Raw genomic sequence first — 14,976 nt, 5'->3', positions numbered from 1 at the left:
GGTGGGGGATTCGAAGCCGGATTCGGCGGCGTGGGCGTGGTAGTTCAGGCCGACGGCGAACACCTGCCGGGGAGCCGGCGACGGTGCACCCAACCGGGTGCGGTCGATCGGGAAGCTGTCGTCGGCCAGAGCCGAGAGGTCCTGGACTGCGGCCCATTCGGTGACGTCGTCCCAGGCTTCGTAGAGAGCCTGCAGGCTCGGGCCGAACCGGCCGCGGGAGGCGTGGGCGATGTCGACGGCCCGCTCGGAACCTTCCTCTCCGAGGACGAGGGCGGCACGGTGGTCGATATTGGCGATTCGCATGAAAGTGGTTCTCCTGGAGTGAGTTCACACGGTGGTGGTTGCAGGGTGGGGGCTGGTAGGGGATGGGTCTAGGGTCCGCAGTCGGTCGCGGTATTCGCTGAGCAGATCCGTCAGTTGGGTGTTGTCGGTGACGGCGCCGAAGATGTAGTGATCCGGCCGGACGAGCACTGCGCTGATGTTCTGTCCGTGGAACCACCGAGTCCATTGACCGGTCCCGTCGAGCAGATCCGGTGCTCCGGTCTCCTCGACGGTCTTCAGCCGTACGCCGGTGCTGTCGAGCAGTCGCTGCAGTGTCGGATCCGCGTGCGCGACATCGGGTTTACCGCGTACCAGCAGGACCGAACCGAAGCCGGTGACCTCGTCGAGGAGGTCGCTGTGGGCGCCGATCCGCACCGGAAACTGTGGTGCAAGGGTCCCGCGCAGCCCGCCGCCGTCAGTGTCCTGCGCGGTGACGCCGTCTCCGAGGACGGGAAGGGCTGTGACCGGCAAAACCTTCGCGGGGTCGGCGCCACCGCCGATCATGCGGGTATCGCGTTCGGTGGCCTTCTCCTCGTCGAGGACGCAGATGACCCGCCCGAGTTCGACCGACATCGTGACCGCATGCTGCAGGTGCGCGCTGCGTTCGGACGAGTACGAATCGAGCAATGCGAGGTCGGATTCGCCGCGCAGGACGCGATCGAGCTTCCACGAGAGATTGGCTGCGTCGCGGATACCCGAGCACATGCCTTGCCCGGCGAAGGGAGGCATCTGGTGCGCGGCGTCACCGGCGATCGCGAGCCTGCCGGCGTTCCACCGGTCCGCCCACCGCGCGGCGAACGTGTAGACGGCGTGCCGCTCGAGTTCACTGTTCTCCGGCGTCCGGTCCCACGCCCGGAGCAATTCCCATGCCTTCTCCGGCGTGTTCAGTTCTTCTCTCGTCTCGCCGGGCAGTCGCATGAACTCCCACCGACGACGCCCCGGTCCGCCCGACACGACCGTGGTCGGCCGGGCGGGATCGCACAGTTGCCAGTTCTGTGGTGCCCACTCGCGGTCGTCGAGCGGAATGGTGTCGACGATCAGCCAGTCGAAGAAGAAGCCCTCGTCGTGCATGGCCGCACCCATGCGCTCACGGACGAAGCTGTTCGCGCCGTCGCAGCCGACGACGAACCGTGCTCGCACCTGCCGCTGTTTGACGACGGTGCTGGTGAATGTCACTGCGACGTCGTCTGCGCCCTCGTCGATACCGACCACTTCGGCGCCGCGCAGCAGAGTGACGTTCGGCATCGTCGCCACCGCCTCGGCCAGTACCTTCTCGAGCTGCGGCTGGGAGAAGAAGCTCGCTGTCGGCCAGCCGTTCGGACCGGTGCCGGACCAGTCGATCCGCACCAGCGCCTCACCGGCGGCATTGCGCCATTCGTAGTAGTCGGGCACGGCTTCGGAGATCGACTGGACCTCCTCGGTCAGGGCCATCGATTGGAAGACACGGCCGATCTCGTCGTCGAAATGGACTGCCCTCGGGAGCGGGAACGGCTCCGGCCAGCGTTCGACGATCACCACGTCGTGGCCGCGCAGGCCGAGCATCCGACCCAGCGTCAGTCCTACGGGCCCGGCGCCGACGATCACGACATCGTGCGTGTTGTCCTGCATGTTCGTTGCTCTTCCTCGGGTGCGAGTGCAATAGGACCGCAATCGAGCCCTATTGAGCATGTTGAATAGCTACAGCATGCTGTGACCCGCGCCGCATGTCAAGAGACTCGACCCAATCAATCCGTATCAAGCATGCTCAATACGGTAGAATCGGCGTTGGCCCGACTCCCAGCGGTGAAGCGGCGATGGGCACGACGAAACGAGGACACGATGACCGATCTCGCGCAGCGGATGATGATGGACGCATCGCTGAGCCGGACCGAGCAAGCTGCATTGGCTATCGGTCAACTCGCGGAGCAGGCGCAGCACGGGGCGCGCCTCGGGACGAAAAAGGAACTCCAGGAACAATGCGGCGTCGCTAAAGGCACCTTCAACGAAGCTCTGCGCATTCTGCAGTCACGTGGGGTGATCACAGTCCGATCGGGACCCGGTGGGGGGCTGTTTGCCGCTTCACCCACCCCCATCGCGCGTCTCGGGAACTCCATCCTCTCCCTCGACGCCGCGGAAGGAGATGTCGCCGATGCGGTACGCATCCGTGACGCGCTGGACCCGCTGCTCATCGAGGACGCACTCGATCACAGTTCGGCCGTCGACATCACTCGTATGCGCACCGCTCTCGACGTCATGCGGCAGTCCGCCGACGCCGGCGACGCGACGGAATTCGTCCGAGCCAACTGGGAACTGCACGCCGCGATCGCTCGCGTGAGTCCCAACGCGATCCTGAAGTCGATCTACCTGAGCCTGCTCGATTTGATCGAATCCCACACCGTCTCCGTCGAACCGGTCGGCGACAGACCTCTGCCGGAATACATCGCCGAACGACAGCAGTTGCACGTCGACCTCGTCGACGCCCTGGACCGCCGTGACCGGGACGCTGCCCTTCGACTCATCCATGCGCACAACACAACACAAACCTGAGGCCGGACGCGCACACACGGCCTGAAACCCGATACGGAGGCGCACCGGATGTCGAGCATTTAGGGTGGTGCGGTGGGAATCAGTAGCCGGGCGGCACGGGTCGAAGACGTGCACGAATTGGCTCTCGGCATGCCGCACGTCACCGTCATCCACGGCCCCGGCGACAATCCCGTCTACCAGATCGGGGGCAAGTCGTTCGTGTTCTTCCGCAATCCGCGACCCGATGCGACGGACCCCGACACCGGGGAACGCTATGACGACGTGATCGTGTTCTGGGTGCCGTCCGAAGCCGACAAGCAGGCGMTTGTCCGCGACCACGCGACACCGTTCTTCACCACCTCACACTTCGACGGCCACCTGTCGGTGCTCTTGCGGGGGAGCCGCATCGGCGAGTTGTCCCGGCAAGAATTGGTGGAGCTCGTTCAGGATGCGTGGCTCTCGCGCGCGTCGGCGCGCAGGGCAGCGACCTGGCTCGGCGCGCACCCTCCCGCGTGACCCACGATCCGGTGGCGATCGGACTCGGCAATCGGTTCCGCCGCGCAGGTCGGGCGCAATAGTGTGGAAGCCGGCGGGGTCGGGACGTCCATGCACCCGATCCCGTGTTCGGAACGGGTGAGAGGCTGACCATGTCGGGTCGGACTGCGAATGCCAGACGGATGTCGTTGCGGACATTGCTGTGGCTGGCGATCGGGATCCTCGTGGCCCTGTTCGCCGTTTCTGCCGCGTTTTCCGTGTACGGGAGACTGGTGGTTCGTGCGTCCGAGACCCTGCTCTCCGAGCGCCTCCTGCCCGCACAGCATGCCGTGTCGGATCTGACGACCGCCTATGTGGACCAGGAGACCGGGCAGCGTGGCTATGTTCTGACCGGTGATCCGAGTTTCCTCGAACCGTACGACGCAGGCAGGGACKCCGCGGCCGCGTCCCTGTCGGATCTGACCGCGCTCCTTGCCGGCGACGCGGAGGCTTCGGCAACGCTGGACGAGGTCGTCGAGGCGGCGAACACCTGGACCACTCAGGCCAGCGAGCCGGAGATCCTCGCTCGTCGCAACAACGAGATAGCGGACGAGCAGGTCGTGGCCATGACCGCGACGGGCAAGGAACTGTTCGACGGGCTGCGCTCACAGCTTCAGGACCTCAATGCCCTGACGGATGAACGGGTGACCGAACAGGTCGATCGGGTTCGCTCGGCGCAGGTCTTGGCAAATGTCGCGACCGCCGTCGCGTTCGTTCTCGCCGTCGGCACCGCGATAGCCTCCCTGTATCTGACGCGACGATTGCTGACCCGGCCGATCGAGCGTCTCGTCGCGGACATCAGCGCGGTGGCCGAGGGCGACTACGAGCGGGAGATCGGCACCGACGGGCCGAGGGAAGTGTCGATGATCGGCGGCGCCGTCGACACCATGCGGACCAGTCTGCTCACCCAGAATCGGCTACTCGTGCAGGCGGAACACGAACGAACCCGCCACGACGAACAAACCCGGATGGCGGCCGATCTGCACGACCTGACGATTCAGCGCGTGTTCGGGCTGGGCCTGGCATTGACTTCCCTGGCTCGACGGCATCCCCGTCTTGCCGCGGATCTCGATCCGCTGATCGACGAAACCGACAGCATCGTTCGCGGTTTGAGGGCGGTCATCTTCGACCTCGAGAGTGGTGCGACCGCACCGACGAACGGCACCGCAAGTTTGAGCGCGGCGGTCGGTGAGATCGTCGAGAGCAGTACAGCCGCACTCGGATTCACTCCCGACGTGTGCCTGGACGGGCCGGTCGACCAGTTCTCCGGCCACGACGCCGGTCCGGAACTTCAGGCGGTGCTCCGCGAGGCCCTGAGCAACGTTGCCCGGCACGCCCATGCGACATCGTGCCGTGTGATGGTCGCCGCCGCCGACGACCGTCTGGCGCTGAGCGTGACCGACGACGGTACCGGGATGGGCGCGGACGCTGTCCGGGGGCACGGGCTGGCGAACATCTGCAACCGAGCCGCGCAACTCGGTGGTCGTGCCGTCATCCGCGACGGCGCGCCGGGGACCGTGGTCGAGTGGGAAGTGCCCGTGTCCTGATCGCGGTGGCTACGCAGACCACTCGATCAACGGCGGTCGCACTGCAGCGCACAGGGGATTCCCGCGGGCGTCGGTGAGTCCAAGTCGCGCGGTGATGCGCCCGGCCGACGCCGCCGCGTCCGCGGTGGCCTGATCCACCCCGGCCCACATCAACTTCGCCCGTCGGAACATGACGAATCCGCCGTCTCCGTCGACTGTCCCCCACGACAGGTAGACGAACCGTGCACCGGGACGGCCCTGTACGTACGGCCCGGTGATGTCGAGACCCGCCGGCGTCGGGGTCGTCTTGCACTCGAGAACCCAGCGGGCGGTGGCCGCGTCCCCGGGATGCAGGTCGAGCAGATCGCCGGGAGAACCGCGGCGCTGCACGGCCACATGGATGTTGTCGTAGCCGGGGAAATCGGCCCCCGGCGGGCACGACGATCCGGGAAGGTCGGTTGCCTCGATCACGAGTTGCACCAATTCATCCAATCACCTGGGAGAGCCTCCGTGGGGGCGGTCGAAGCGCGGGTGGCGCACCAAGTTCACCCCGCCGCGGTGAGTTTTCCCGGCACCTCCGGTCTGTACTGGTGTGAGGACCCACGAAGCGTGTTGGAGCGGACAATATGCCGCGCTACACCGACGGCGGACATTCCAGGCCGGCGGTGTGCAGCTTCCTGAACAACAAGGAGAAATCTCATGACCTCGACACCTCCCGCCACCGGAGCGTCCGACGCGACATCCGCTCCCACGGACGGAACGACGAAGAAGGCCCGAGTCGCAGGGCTCGTCGTCAGCGCACTCGCGGTGCTGTTTCTCCTGTTCGACTCGCTGATCCACATCGCGAACACCCAGATGGTGCGTGATGCGATGGCCGAACTGGGCTTTGCCGAGAACCTCAACCGTGTGATCGGGGTGGTTCTGCTGGTGTGCCTGATTCTCTACATCGTGCCCGCCACCTCGATCCTGGGAGCCGTGCTGCTCACCGGATACCTCGGTGGAGCGGTCGCTACCAACATGCTCACCGAGCAGCCGATCGTCAGCACCACACTGTTCCCGATCTATGTCGGCATATTCGTGTGGGGTGGGTTGTACCTCCGTGACCCGCTGGTGCGCTCGATCATGCCCGTTCGACGCGTCTGAACCATCCGCGCGGCGACTCGTGACGGCGAGTCGCCGCACTATTGTGGTGCGACGTCGTACGTTCGAGCGAAAGGACGCCTCATGGGTGGTACGCGGTTCCGGTCCCTGTCGACGGGACGCAGTATTCGTGCCGTGTTGTTCGATACGTTCGGCACCGTCGTCGACTGGCGAACCGGTATCGCCTCCGCTGTGGCGGGCTACGCGGAACGCCACCAGCTCGAATTGGACGCAGCCGCGTTCGCCGATCGGTGGCGGGACCGCTACCAGCCGTCCATGGAACCCATCCGGTCCGGTGCTCGCGAGTTCGTGACACTCGATACCCTGCACCGCGAAAACCTCGACGCCGCGCTCCTCGAATCGGGCATCGCCCCCACAGATCACGACTCCGGAGAGCTGGACGAGCTCGCGCGTGCCTGGCACGAACTCACTCCGTGGCCCGACAGCGTGCCCGGTCTCACCGCAATCCGGTCCGACTACATCATCGGTCCGCTCTCGAACGGCAACACCTCTCTGCTGCTCGACATGGCCAAGAATGCCGGAATCCCGTGAGATATCATCATCGGCTCCGATTTGACGTCCTCTCGGCCGTGTACGACCGAGATTCTCCTCGGGACTCGCGTCCCGAGGTTCCTGTTTCACCGACAGTCGCCTCCCCACACTTTAGGTGCGAGGCGGTCTCACACCGTCTCCGCAGGCTGCCACCGCCAGTCCGACGGCCAAAATATTCCTCGCCGCGTTCACATCCCGATCATGGACGACGCCGCACCGGCACGTCCACTCCCGCACGTCCAGCGGCATCGCCGAGGCGACCGCCCCGCACACCGAGCAGGTCTTCGACGACGGACAGAACCGATCGACCGCCACCACCCGCCGCCCGTACCAGTCGGCCTTGTACTCGAGCATCGACCGGAACTCCGACCACCCCGCATCCGAGATCACCCGAGACAACGACCGAATCTTGACCATGTTCCGCACACTCAGATCCTCGACGGCGATCACTTGATTTTCGCGCACCAGCCGAGTGGAAAGTTTATGCAGATAATCGCGACGCCGATCGGCGATCCGACCATGAATCTTCGCGACCTTCAGTCGGGCCTTGGCCCGGTTMCGCGATCCTTTCTCCTTCTTGGCCAGCATCCGCTGCGCCTTCGCCAGCCGCKCACGGTCCCTACGCTCATGGCGCGGGTTGGTGATCTTCTCCCCCGTCGAGAGCGTGTASAGGCTGGTGATTCCGGCGTCGAGCCCGACCACCCGATCGGCCGGCGCGAGTTCGCGGATGGTGTCCTCGACGAGGATCGAGATGTGGTACTGACCGCGGGCGTTACGCGACACCGTCACCTGCGACGGCACGGCCCCCTCCGGTAGCGGCCTCGACCACCGAATATCCAACGGTTCGGACTGCTTGGCCAACCGGACCTCCCCACCCCGGTAGGTGAAGCAGTTCGAGAAGTAGGTCGCCGAATCCTTCGATTGGCCCTTCTTCTTGAATTGCGGGTAGCCGGCCTGGTTGCGCCAGAACCTCTCGAACGCACCCTGCAACTGCCGCAGCGACTCCTGCAACGGCCCCTTCGACGGCTCCGCCAACCACTCCGTCTCCGCCTCCCGCTTCCATCCGGTGAGCATCTTCGACGTATCGCTGTAGGTCACCCGTCGCTGCTCCTGCAACCAGGCACGCGACCGCTCGGCCAACGCCCGGTTGTAGACATACCGGGTGCACCCGAACGTCCGAGCAAGCTGCTCCGCCTGCACCGCAGTCGGATAGAAACGATACTTGAACGCCCGCTTCACCACCCTCCCCGCCATGACCCAGACACTAGCTTCACGGTCCGACAACATCAGATCAGCCATCCCGGACCTGAAGGACCGGGTTTGCGCCGAAAGACTCACGAATCAACGGCCCGAAACGCCGACCACACCACAGGCATCGCCCACCCTGCCGGTCGACGGCGAGGGCGAGTCGGGCGGTGCGRTCCACCAGTCGATCGTGACCGAATGACTCGGCGAGCGCCAGTGCTCGGCCGACACATGTTGCTACACCTTCTCCTCCGACGTGCGCGTCGTGAACGGCAACACGAGGCGAGACGGGTGGGCGGCGTCCCGGTAGATCTTGTGGGTCACGGGGCGGCCGACCGGCAGATGGAACGCATCCGGTGGTAGCAGCGAGTTGTGCTCGTCCGCCGGCGGTTCGGCGTTCGACAGTTCCACCACCAGACGATGCCCCGGCCGGAATGTCGCGGCGAAGGGGTAGAGGCGCAGCACATACTCCTCGATCGTCCCCGGCTCGACCGGCAGCGCGCGGGTGTGTGGGTGGTGCGGGTTGCCCTCGGTAGTGCGCTCGTCGAGTTCGCGGTGCGAGGCCTTGAGGTACCCGGAGGTGATCAGCTGGCGTTGACCGCTCGGTGCGTAATCCCACAGGCGCAGAATGAAATTGGAGTCAGGTTGGTCGATCTCCGCGAAGAGGTGCGCGGCTCCGGTGCCGATCAGTTCCGTGGGCTCCTCGAACGGCGCTGTCTCCCATTTCAGGATCTCGACCTTGTCGGTGACGGTCAGCGGCGCCTGATAAAAGCCGTCCGGGGCGGCGTACCGGGCGGCCATCGGTTCGGGGTCGGTGGACAGCTTGCCGCGCGGTCGCAGGTACAGCGACCGGTACTCCACATCCTTCGGCGGCCACTGGTCACCGGTGACCCATTCGCGTGCGCCCTCGACGTGGACGGTGACCGCCGGCTCGTCCATCACACCGTTGTCGATGCCCTTGATCCAGTAGTCGTACCAGCGGAACATCTTGTCGTGTTCCTCGATGAACGGCCGCGACTGCATGGGTGGGTACGGGCCGATATCGAGTTTCTTCGGTCCCTGCAGCGCGTCGAACAGCGCGATCGTGCCGTCCACCGTCCAGCCGCGACCCTGATCGATCTGTAGATAGACGGGGATGTCGATGCTCGGGGCCAGCGTGATGGGGTTTCGTTCCTCGTACCACTCGCCGTCCAGGTCGTTCATCACGATGTCGAACCAGGCCTCGTGGTGATTCGGGTAGTTCAGCACGTGCACCAGGTTCGGCCAGGCGGCCACATCCGGATCCTCCAGGCGCGCCGCGACGCGCTTCCTCAGCTCGTCCGGGGAGCACGTCTCGACCATGCGGGACTTGACGCTGTCGGTGAAGGCCCAGCCGGAGTCGCCTCCGCGGCCCTCGCGGGCGGCACGCGGCATGAACCACATGATGCCGCCGTGATAAGTGGTCTCGTAGAAGTCGAAATGACCGCCGCTGACGAAGATCGCTTTCAGGTGCGGCGGCCGCTCCGCGGCGGCGAGCACCTGCATCGACCCGAAGTAGGAGATGCCGATCATGCCGACGTTGCCGTCGCACCACGGCTGTTCGGCGACCCACTCGATGAAGTCGTACGCGTCCTGGCCCAGGGAGACGCCGCCGGCGTTGTAGTTGCCGATGTGCTCGCCCTCGGAGGCGCCGGAGCCGCGCAGATCGCCGATGACGTGGACGTAGTCCTCTTCGACGACGCGGGCGATGTCGCCGGCTTCGATGCAGCCGTCCCACATCGGGGAGGGGCGACGCTGCGGCGGTGTGGTGAGGGCGAGCGCCTGCAGCTCTTTGCCGTACGGGCTCAGCGCCACCAGCGCCGGTCGTGGTGTGTCGTCTACGCCGTGGTAGGCGTCCGCTGCCAACTCGATGCCGTCTCGCATCGGGACGCGGAGATCCTTGCGGATGCGGATGGTCTGTCCACCCGCGTCGAACGTCTGGAACTCGGCCATGGGGCGCGACTCCTTTTCTGTGTCAGACTTTCTGGGTGTACTGCGTGCGGTAGCCGTGCAGCGTCGTGAAGAACGGGGACGGTTCGAGGGTGGGATCGCCGTCGTAGCCGAGGTCCTCGGCCACCGGGGTGAACGGCGAATACGGCGAGTCGATCTCGCGTAGGCCCCCGCACAGGCACCGATGGGCTGCGCCGCGGACGTCGCCTTCGATGTCGAGGCTTTCGTGGAGCGCTTCGGCGGCCTGGTCCCGGTCGAGTTCGACGCCGTAGGCGACCCCGTCCGCCCGCCGGTAGGGATGCCCGAGGTACAGGTGGTTCGGGCGGATCTCGTCCCGCAGGTACTCCAGGCTCGACCGGTAGGCATCCGAATTCTCGTAGCCGGGGAATCCGTTGGCCGCTCCGTGGACCTGGACGGCGTCACCGACGAACACGGAGTTCCGACCGTCCACGACGTAGGCCACCGATCCCGGTGTGTGGCCGGGGATGGAATGCACCGAGACGGTGACACCTCCTCCGAGCGACAGGGTCTCGCCGCCGCGGACCAGCATCGTCGGTTCCATCTCACCGGAGATCACCGCTTGCGTCGCCGCGATCTGCTTCGCCTCACCGTCGGGGTCGTGCAGGTACTGCCCACGCACCGACAGGTACTCGTCGACGTGCGCCTGCCGTGAGCGCAGCAGGTGCGCGTCGGCCTCGTGGATGACGACCTGGGCGCGCCTTCCGGTGAGTTCCCACAGCGCGTGCGCCCCGCCGATATGGTCGATGTGGCCGTGGGTCAACAGGATCCATCGGACGTCCTCGATACGGCGTCCGAGGGCCTCGAGGGCGGGCGCCATGCCCTCGGTGGGCGACGTCGCGATGCCGGTGTCGACGATCGCCGGCTCCGGAGCATCGATGTAGAAGCTGTACAGCCCGAACCGGCCCCAGGGTGAGACGAGCGGGTGGATGGTCCCGTCCTTCGCCACGTCACTCCCCCGGCCGCGTCAGGAACTCGGCCGTCTCCTCGAAGGCCCGGTGGAACTCGGAGATCCACGAGAAGTTTTGGACGAAGCCGTGATTGGCGCCGGCGTAGCGACTGACCGTGGCCTTCACCCCGGCCTCGTTCAGACGCGCGCCGTAGAGCTCGCCCTCGTCGCGCATCGGGTCGAACTCGGCGGTGACGATCAGGGCCGGCGGCAGGCCGGTGAGGTCGCCGCGTTTGATGGGCGAGACGCGCGGGTCGGCGGGGTCGGCGCCGCTGTCGAAATAGAACGCGTTGAAGGGTTTCAACCCGGCCGTCTCCACACCGTAGCCTTCGGCATTCTCCCGGAGGGAGTCGTAGCGGTCGACGTCGAAGTCCAGGTCCAAGGACGGATAGAACAGCACCTGATGCGTGATGCGGTCGAACCCCTCGTCGTGGGCCGTTGCGGCGACGGCCGCGACGAAGGTACCGCCGGAGCTGTCGCCCGCGATCGCAAGGGTATCGCCGTCCCAGCCGAGGCTCTCGCCCTGCTCCACGACCCAGCGGACCACCGCATCGCAATCGTCCAGTCCGGCCGGGAATTTCGCCTCGGGTGCGCGCCGGTAGCCGACGGAGATGACCTTCAGTCCGGTTTCGACCGCCAGGTTCCGGGCGACGTGGTCGTGGGTGTCGAGGCTTCCGAGGAAGAACGCGCCGCCGTGGAAGTAGACGAGCAACCCGAACACGTCGGCCTCGACCGGGGTGTAGATGCGGATCGGCACCTCACCCACGCGCGTGTGTGCAGTCGTGTCCTCGACGGTGTGCAGGGGCAGGCGCTCGTCGATCGGAGCGACCTGCGACTCTTCGATCGCGCGCAGGACGGCCGGGTCGAGCGAGTCCGGCGGAGCCGGCAGTGTGCTGAGGACGTCGGCGATGGCGGGGTGAAGGGTCATCGTGTCACGCCTGCGCCCGAGCGGTGGGCTTCTGCCCCGGGAAGACGTCGTCGACCTCGTCCTCGGTCCAGCCCTGACGGGAGATGCGCTGCAGTTCGTCGGTGACCGGTTTGCGGGTGGCCTGGTAGAGCGCCAATGCCCCGGCGACGGTGTCGGCGTCCCGCAGGGCGTCGGCGAGTGCGCCGGCGTCGAGGATCGCCGAGTTCGCGCCCTGACCCTGGTGGTGCAGCATCGAGTGGGCGGCGTCGCCGACGAGGACCGCCGAATCGGAATGCCACGTGTCGACCGGGTCGATGTCGTACACGCCGCGGGTGTTGACGATGCTCATGTCGAGGTCGCGAGTGATGTCGACGATCCTCGGGTCGAAGCCGTCGACGGTGGCGAGCATGTCGTCCTTGGATACCTGTGGCGCCCAGTTGCTGTCGGGGCACAGGGCGGTGATGTCGAAGGAGACCTGGCTGCGGTGACGCAGGGGCAGCAGATACACCTTGGTGCCCTTGCCGATGTACATGCGTAGGTTGTCGTCGACGACCATGCCGTGGGCGTCGGCAATATCGATGACGGCACGGTAGGCCCGCTCGCCGGAGAACACCGGTTCGTTGTCGCTGAAGAGTTGTCGGCGCACCACGGATTTGATGCCGTCGGCACCGACGACCAGATCCGCTTCGACGGTCGTGCCGTTCGTGAAGGTGAGCAGGGAACGCTCGCCGCGGTCCTCGACGGTGGCGAGTTTGTGGCCGAGCTCGACCATGCCGCCGGGCAGGACACCCACGAGGGCCTCGATGAAGTCACCGCGGTGGATCAGGTGAGTGTGGGTTTTGACGGTGTACTCGTCCATACCCGGCCACGATTCCTTCATGATCGGTTCGCCCGTGGCGGTGAGGATCTCGAAGTAGTCGCTCGGTGAGCTGACCTTCGCAATCGCGTCGAAGATGCCCCACTGGCGGAAGCGGTCCATGGTGGAGGGGCGCAGGCCGATGCCGGCGCCGACCTCACGGATTTCGGTGGCCTGCTCGTACACGGTGACGTCGGCGCCGAGCAGGCTGAGGGCCTTGGCGGATGCGGCGCCGGCGTACCCGGCGCCGATGACGGCGACGGTCAGATTCTTCAGATGCGTGCTCTGCATGGTGGTGTCTCTCTGGGTGGGCGCACCGGTGCGCCGAAGGTTCGAGGTGGGTCAGGTCTGGATGGTCAGGAAGTCGGCCGGGTTCTCGACGAAGAGCGTGGTGATGGTCGCCTCGTCCAGACCTGCTTCGCGCAGATCCGGGATGAGGTCCTCGAACAGGTAGTTGCAGGTGTGACCCTTGACTCCGGGCCAACCGAGTGGGCTGCAGTTGGCGTCGACGCCGGCGAGCGCCTGATCGAGGTGACCGGCGGCGAGGAACCCGAGGAAGTGGTCGAGGCGTTCCTTGCGCGGGCGGGCCCAGAACGGCGGGTCCTCGAGTTCGGTTTCGTAGCCGAAGGTGTCGAAGCCGACGCGGCCGCCCTGTTCGGCGATCCACCGGTCGCGTGTCTTCGAAGCGTTGACTCCGTCGTCGGCATGCCCGAACAGCACGCGGTGCAGCGGGAGTCCTTCTTCGGTGAAGATCGCGATGGCGTTCTCGGCGTCGATGGCCAGGTGAGTCAGGATCGGTACGCCGGTCTCGAGTGCGGCGCGAGCCGCGGCCCGGTAGATGCGCTTGTCGAGGTCGGTCATCTTGCCGCCGCGGCTGACGCCGACCTTGATGACTCCGGCGCGGCTGCCGGTGTTGCCGATGCCGACGGTGATCTCGTGGACGAACTGCTTGGTCAGGTAGTCGACGCTCGCGCGTTCGAAGAAGGGCAGGGCGGTGTCGCCGCCGACGAAGCCGGTGCAGGCGACGATGTGGACGCCCGTCTTGGCGGACAGCGACTTGTAGTAGTCGACGTCACGGCCGTTGCAGATTCCGGTGACGTCGACGAAAGTCCCTCCCCCGTACTCGTGGAACTTGCGCAGTTTCGGCACGGTCTCCTGGTACCGCTCCTCGGGGGTCTTCCACCACCTCGTATCCAGCTCGGAGCCGGGCATGCCGTATCCGATGTGCTCGTGGACGGCGACGATGCCCAACTCTTCGGTCGGGATCGATCCCAGGACGGTGTTCACTCTTGACACAGGCAGTTCCCCTTCGGGAAGGACGATTCTTCGATGATGTGGGGTCGGGTGCTCAGCGCACCGACAGCAGGTCGCGCGGGTTGTCTGCGAGCATGCGCCGGATGTCGGTGACGCCGAGTCCCTGCGCGGTGAGGATCGGCACGAAAGTCGACAGGATGTAGCTGAACGGCAGATCGAGACCCGGTTCTCCCACCGACACGCCGGTGGCGTTGCTCGACAGGAGGATTCGGTCGCCATGACCGGCGTCGACCAGTTCGCGGATCAGGGTGGCGCGCTCGGCGTCGGTGACGTGTATGCCGCCGTCCACACCCACGTGGTCGAGGGCGACGTAGGCTCCGCGGCGGGCGATCTCGAGCGGCGCGCCAGCGTCGACCGCATCCCTGCGGTCGAGTCCGCCGACGACGACGCGGTCGGCCTGCAGGCCCTCGTCCACAACGATCCCGAGGTCGTGCACCGCGTCCTTACCGAAGCGGAGAGAGACCGGTACGCCGGTGTCGCGGGCGGTTCGGGCCGCGGCACGGACGAGGTTTTCCTCGGTGGCGGTCATGCCGTCGGGATTCGCGGCGGTAGCCACCAGGCCTGCGGCACCCCGGCGTTCTACCCGGGGAACCACCATGCCCTCGGTGATCTCCCTGGTGAAGAGGTCGGCGAATTTGTCTGCCGGCCACGGCGTCGGCGGATTGGTCTGCGGCGTCAGGAAGTATCCGCCGAGCATTTCCTCGGGTCCCATGCCCGTCGACGCGACGATGTGCACTCCGGTCGTGCGTGAAAGCGCTTCGTAGAGCTTGACATCGCGGCCGTGGAACATGCCGGTGCTGTCGACGATCGTCCGCCCGCCGTGGTCCCGGAATTCGGTGAGCTTCCCCACCAGCACCTCGAAGGTCTCGGCGCGGTCCGGGGTGATGTCGAATGCGTGCTCCGCGCCCGGGACCACGGACAGCAGCGCTTCGTGAACCGAGACGACCCCCAGTTCGTCGGCGGGAACTGGGCCGAGAACGGTGTGGACGGTGTTTCTCTCGGCGGTCTGGGAGCCCTTCATCGGCACTTCCTTTCGTCAACGTCATGTGCGCATGACGTGGTACTAGCCACAGTAGCCACTCACATTACAAAGCGTCAAGTGAGTTGCTTAATAGTTTGGTTAATGGTCCATCTGATTCGT

At 66.0% G+C, this 14,976-nt stretch carries 14 protein-coding genes and 1 pseudogene; 5 read left to right on the top strand and 10 right to left on the bottom strand.

The annotated features are described in order from the left end of the window. Together AC1DWT_RS17260 and mhpA are read right to left on the bottom strand one after the other, a co-directional pair. Window positions 1–303, bottom strand: a pseudogene (locus AC1DWT_RS17260) (fumarylacetoacetate hydrolase family protein); the annotation flags it as partial. A gap of 24 nt (window positions 304–327) precedes the next feature. Continuing rightward, window positions 328–1,929: a bifunctional 3-(3-hydroxy-phenyl)propionate/3-hydroxycinnamic acid hydroxylase MhpA gene (gene mhpA, locus AC1DWT_RS17255; RefSeq protein ID WP_206012355.1), complete on the bottom strand. Its 1,602-nt coding sequence runs from the start codon at window positions 1,927–1,929 to the stop codon at window positions 328–330. Between the two features lie 210 nt (window positions 1,930–2,139). Here mhpA and AC1DWT_RS17250 point away from each other — a divergent pair, with 210 nt between their 5' ends. From AC1DWT_RS17250 to AC1DWT_RS17240, 3 genes are all read left to right on the top strand, one after another. Beyond that, window positions 2,140–2,847, top strand: coding sequence for a FadR/GntR family transcriptional regulator (locus AC1DWT_RS17250; RefSeq protein WP_206012354.1), 708 nt, complete (start codon window positions 2,140–2,142; stop codon window positions 2,845–2,847). A gap of 129 nt (window positions 2,848–2,976) precedes the next feature. Beyond that, entirely contained in the window at window positions 2,977–3,342 is a 366-nt protein-coding gene (locus AC1DWT_RS17245) for an MmcQ/YjbR family DNA-binding protein (RefSeq protein WP_477921520.1), read from the top strand. 161 nt (window positions 3,343–3,503) lie between these two features. Beyond that, window positions 3,504–4,907, top strand: a complete 1,404-nt coding sequence (locus tag AC1DWT_RS17240) for a sensor histidine kinase (RefSeq protein ID WP_477921519.1) — start codon at window positions 3,504–3,506, stop codon at window positions 4,905–4,907. 9 nt (window positions 4,908–4,916) lie between these two features. Here AC1DWT_RS17240 and AC1DWT_RS17235 read toward each other — a convergent pair whose 3' ends face one another. Beyond that, window positions 4,917–5,366: a DUF5990 family protein gene (locus AC1DWT_RS17235; protein WP_174705512.1), complete on the bottom strand. Its 450-nt coding sequence runs from the start codon at window positions 5,364–5,366 to the stop codon at window positions 4,917–4,919. A 219-nt stretch (window positions 5,367–5,585) separates the two neighbouring features. On the opposite strand from AC1DWT_RS17235, the gene AC1DWT_RS17230 reads away from it, so the two are divergent. Both AC1DWT_RS17230 and AC1DWT_RS17225 read left to right on the top strand, forming a co-directional pair. After that, window positions 5,586–6,029, top strand: a complete 444-nt coding sequence (locus AC1DWT_RS17230; RefSeq protein WP_095864095.1) for a DoxX family protein — start codon at window positions 5,586–5,588, stop codon at window positions 6,027–6,029. 81 nt (window positions 6,030–6,110) lie between these two features. Continuing rightward, window positions 6,111–6,578, top strand: a complete 468-nt coding sequence (locus AC1DWT_RS17225; protein WP_241031220.1) for an HAD family hydrolase — start codon at window positions 6,111–6,113, stop codon at window positions 6,576–6,578. Window positions 6,579–6,689: 111 nt separating this feature from the next. Here AC1DWT_RS17225 and AC1DWT_RS17220 read toward each other — a convergent pair whose 3' ends face one another. The 7 genes from AC1DWT_RS17220 to AC1DWT_RS17190 all read right to left on the bottom strand — a co-directional run bounded on the left by AC1DWT_RS17220 (window position 6,690) and on the right by AC1DWT_RS17190 (window position 14,856). Beyond that, the gene (locus AC1DWT_RS17220) at window positions 6,690–7,832 is read right to left on the bottom strand and encodes an RNA-guided endonuclease InsQ/TnpB family protein (RefSeq protein ID WP_477921516.1); all 1,143 of its coding nucleotides are present in this window, start codon (window positions 7,830–7,832) and stop codon (window positions 6,690–6,692) included. 228 nt (window positions 7,833–8,060) lie between these two features. After that, window positions 8,061–9,794 carry a CocE/NonD family hydrolase gene (locus tag AC1DWT_RS17215; RefSeq protein WP_477921515.1) on the bottom strand — a complete coding sequence of 578 codons (1,734 nt, stop codon included), beginning with the start codon at window positions 9,792–9,794 and terminating at the stop codon, window positions 8,061–8,063. A 22-nt stretch (window positions 9,795–9,816) separates the two neighbouring features. Further along, window positions 9,817–10,758: an MBL fold metallo-hydrolase gene (locus AC1DWT_RS17210; protein WP_072946821.1), complete on the bottom strand. Its 942-nt coding sequence runs from the start codon at window positions 10,756–10,758 to the stop codon at window positions 9,817–9,819. A gap of 1 nt (window position 10,759) precedes the next feature. Next, complete coding sequence (locus AC1DWT_RS17205) at window positions 10,760–11,686, bottom strand: alpha/beta hydrolase (RefSeq protein WP_477921514.1); 927 nt, start codon at window positions 11,684–11,686, stop codon at window positions 10,760–10,762. Between the two features lie 4 nt (window positions 11,687–11,690). Further along, window positions 11,691–12,812: an FAD-dependent oxidoreductase gene (locus AC1DWT_RS17200; protein ID WP_378687425.1), complete on the bottom strand. Its 1,122-nt coding sequence runs from the start codon at window positions 12,810–12,812 to the stop codon at window positions 11,691–11,693. Window positions 12,813–12,863: 51 nt separating this feature from the next. Next, a complete protein-coding gene (locus AC1DWT_RS17195) occupies window positions 12,864–13,817 on the bottom strand; it encodes a phosphotriesterase family protein (RefSeq protein WP_387496238.1) in 954 nt (317 codons plus the stop codon). A gap of 52 nt (window positions 13,818–13,869) precedes the next feature. After that, window positions 13,870–14,856, bottom strand: a complete 987-nt coding sequence (locus AC1DWT_RS17190) for a phosphotriesterase family protein (RefSeq protein WP_477921512.1) — start codon at window positions 14,854–14,856, stop codon at window positions 13,870–13,872. Between the last annotated feature and the right edge of the window lie 120 nt (window positions 14,857–14,976).

Source organism: Rhodococcus sp. P4_B6 (assembly GCF_056402215.1).
The sequence above is the reverse complement of the archived record's forward strand: the minus strand, read 5'-3'. Positions and strand labels throughout refer to the sequence as shown.

What these genes read in the sequence shown, in the direction of transcription:
- mhpA (WP_206012355.1), bottom strand. Translation starts at nt 1,929, where the DNA reads ATGCAGGACAACACGCACGATGTCGTGATCGTCGGCGCCGGGCCCGTA.
- AC1DWT_RS17250 (WP_206012354.1), top strand. Translation starts at nt 2,140, where the DNA reads ATGACCGATCTCGCGCAGCGGATGATGATGGACGCATCGCTGAGCCGG.
- AC1DWT_RS17190 (WP_477921512.1), bottom strand. Translation starts at nt 14,856, where the DNA reads ATGAAGGGCTCCCAGACCGCCGAGAGAAACACCGTCCACACCGTTCTC.
- AC1DWT_RS17215 (WP_477921515.1), bottom strand. Translation starts at nt 9,794, where the DNA reads ATGGCCGAGTTCCAGACGTTCGACGCGGGTGGACAGACCATCCGCATC.
- AC1DWT_RS17205 (WP_477921514.1), bottom strand. Translation starts at nt 11,686, where the DNA reads ATGACCCTTCACCCCGCCATCGCCGACGTCCTCAGCACACTGCCGGCT.
- AC1DWT_RS17225 (WP_241031220.1), top strand. Translation starts at nt 6,111, where the DNA reads ATGGGTGGTACGCGGTTCCGGTCCCTGTCGACGGGACGCAGTATTCGT.
- AC1DWT_RS17230 (WP_095864095.1), top strand. Translation starts at nt 5,586, where the DNA reads ATGACCTCGACACCTCCCGCCACCGGAGCGTCCGACGCGACATCCGCT.
- AC1DWT_RS17200 (WP_378687425.1), bottom strand. Translation starts at nt 12,812, where the DNA reads ATGCAGAGCACGCATCTGAAGAATCTGACCGTCGCCGTCATCGGCGCC.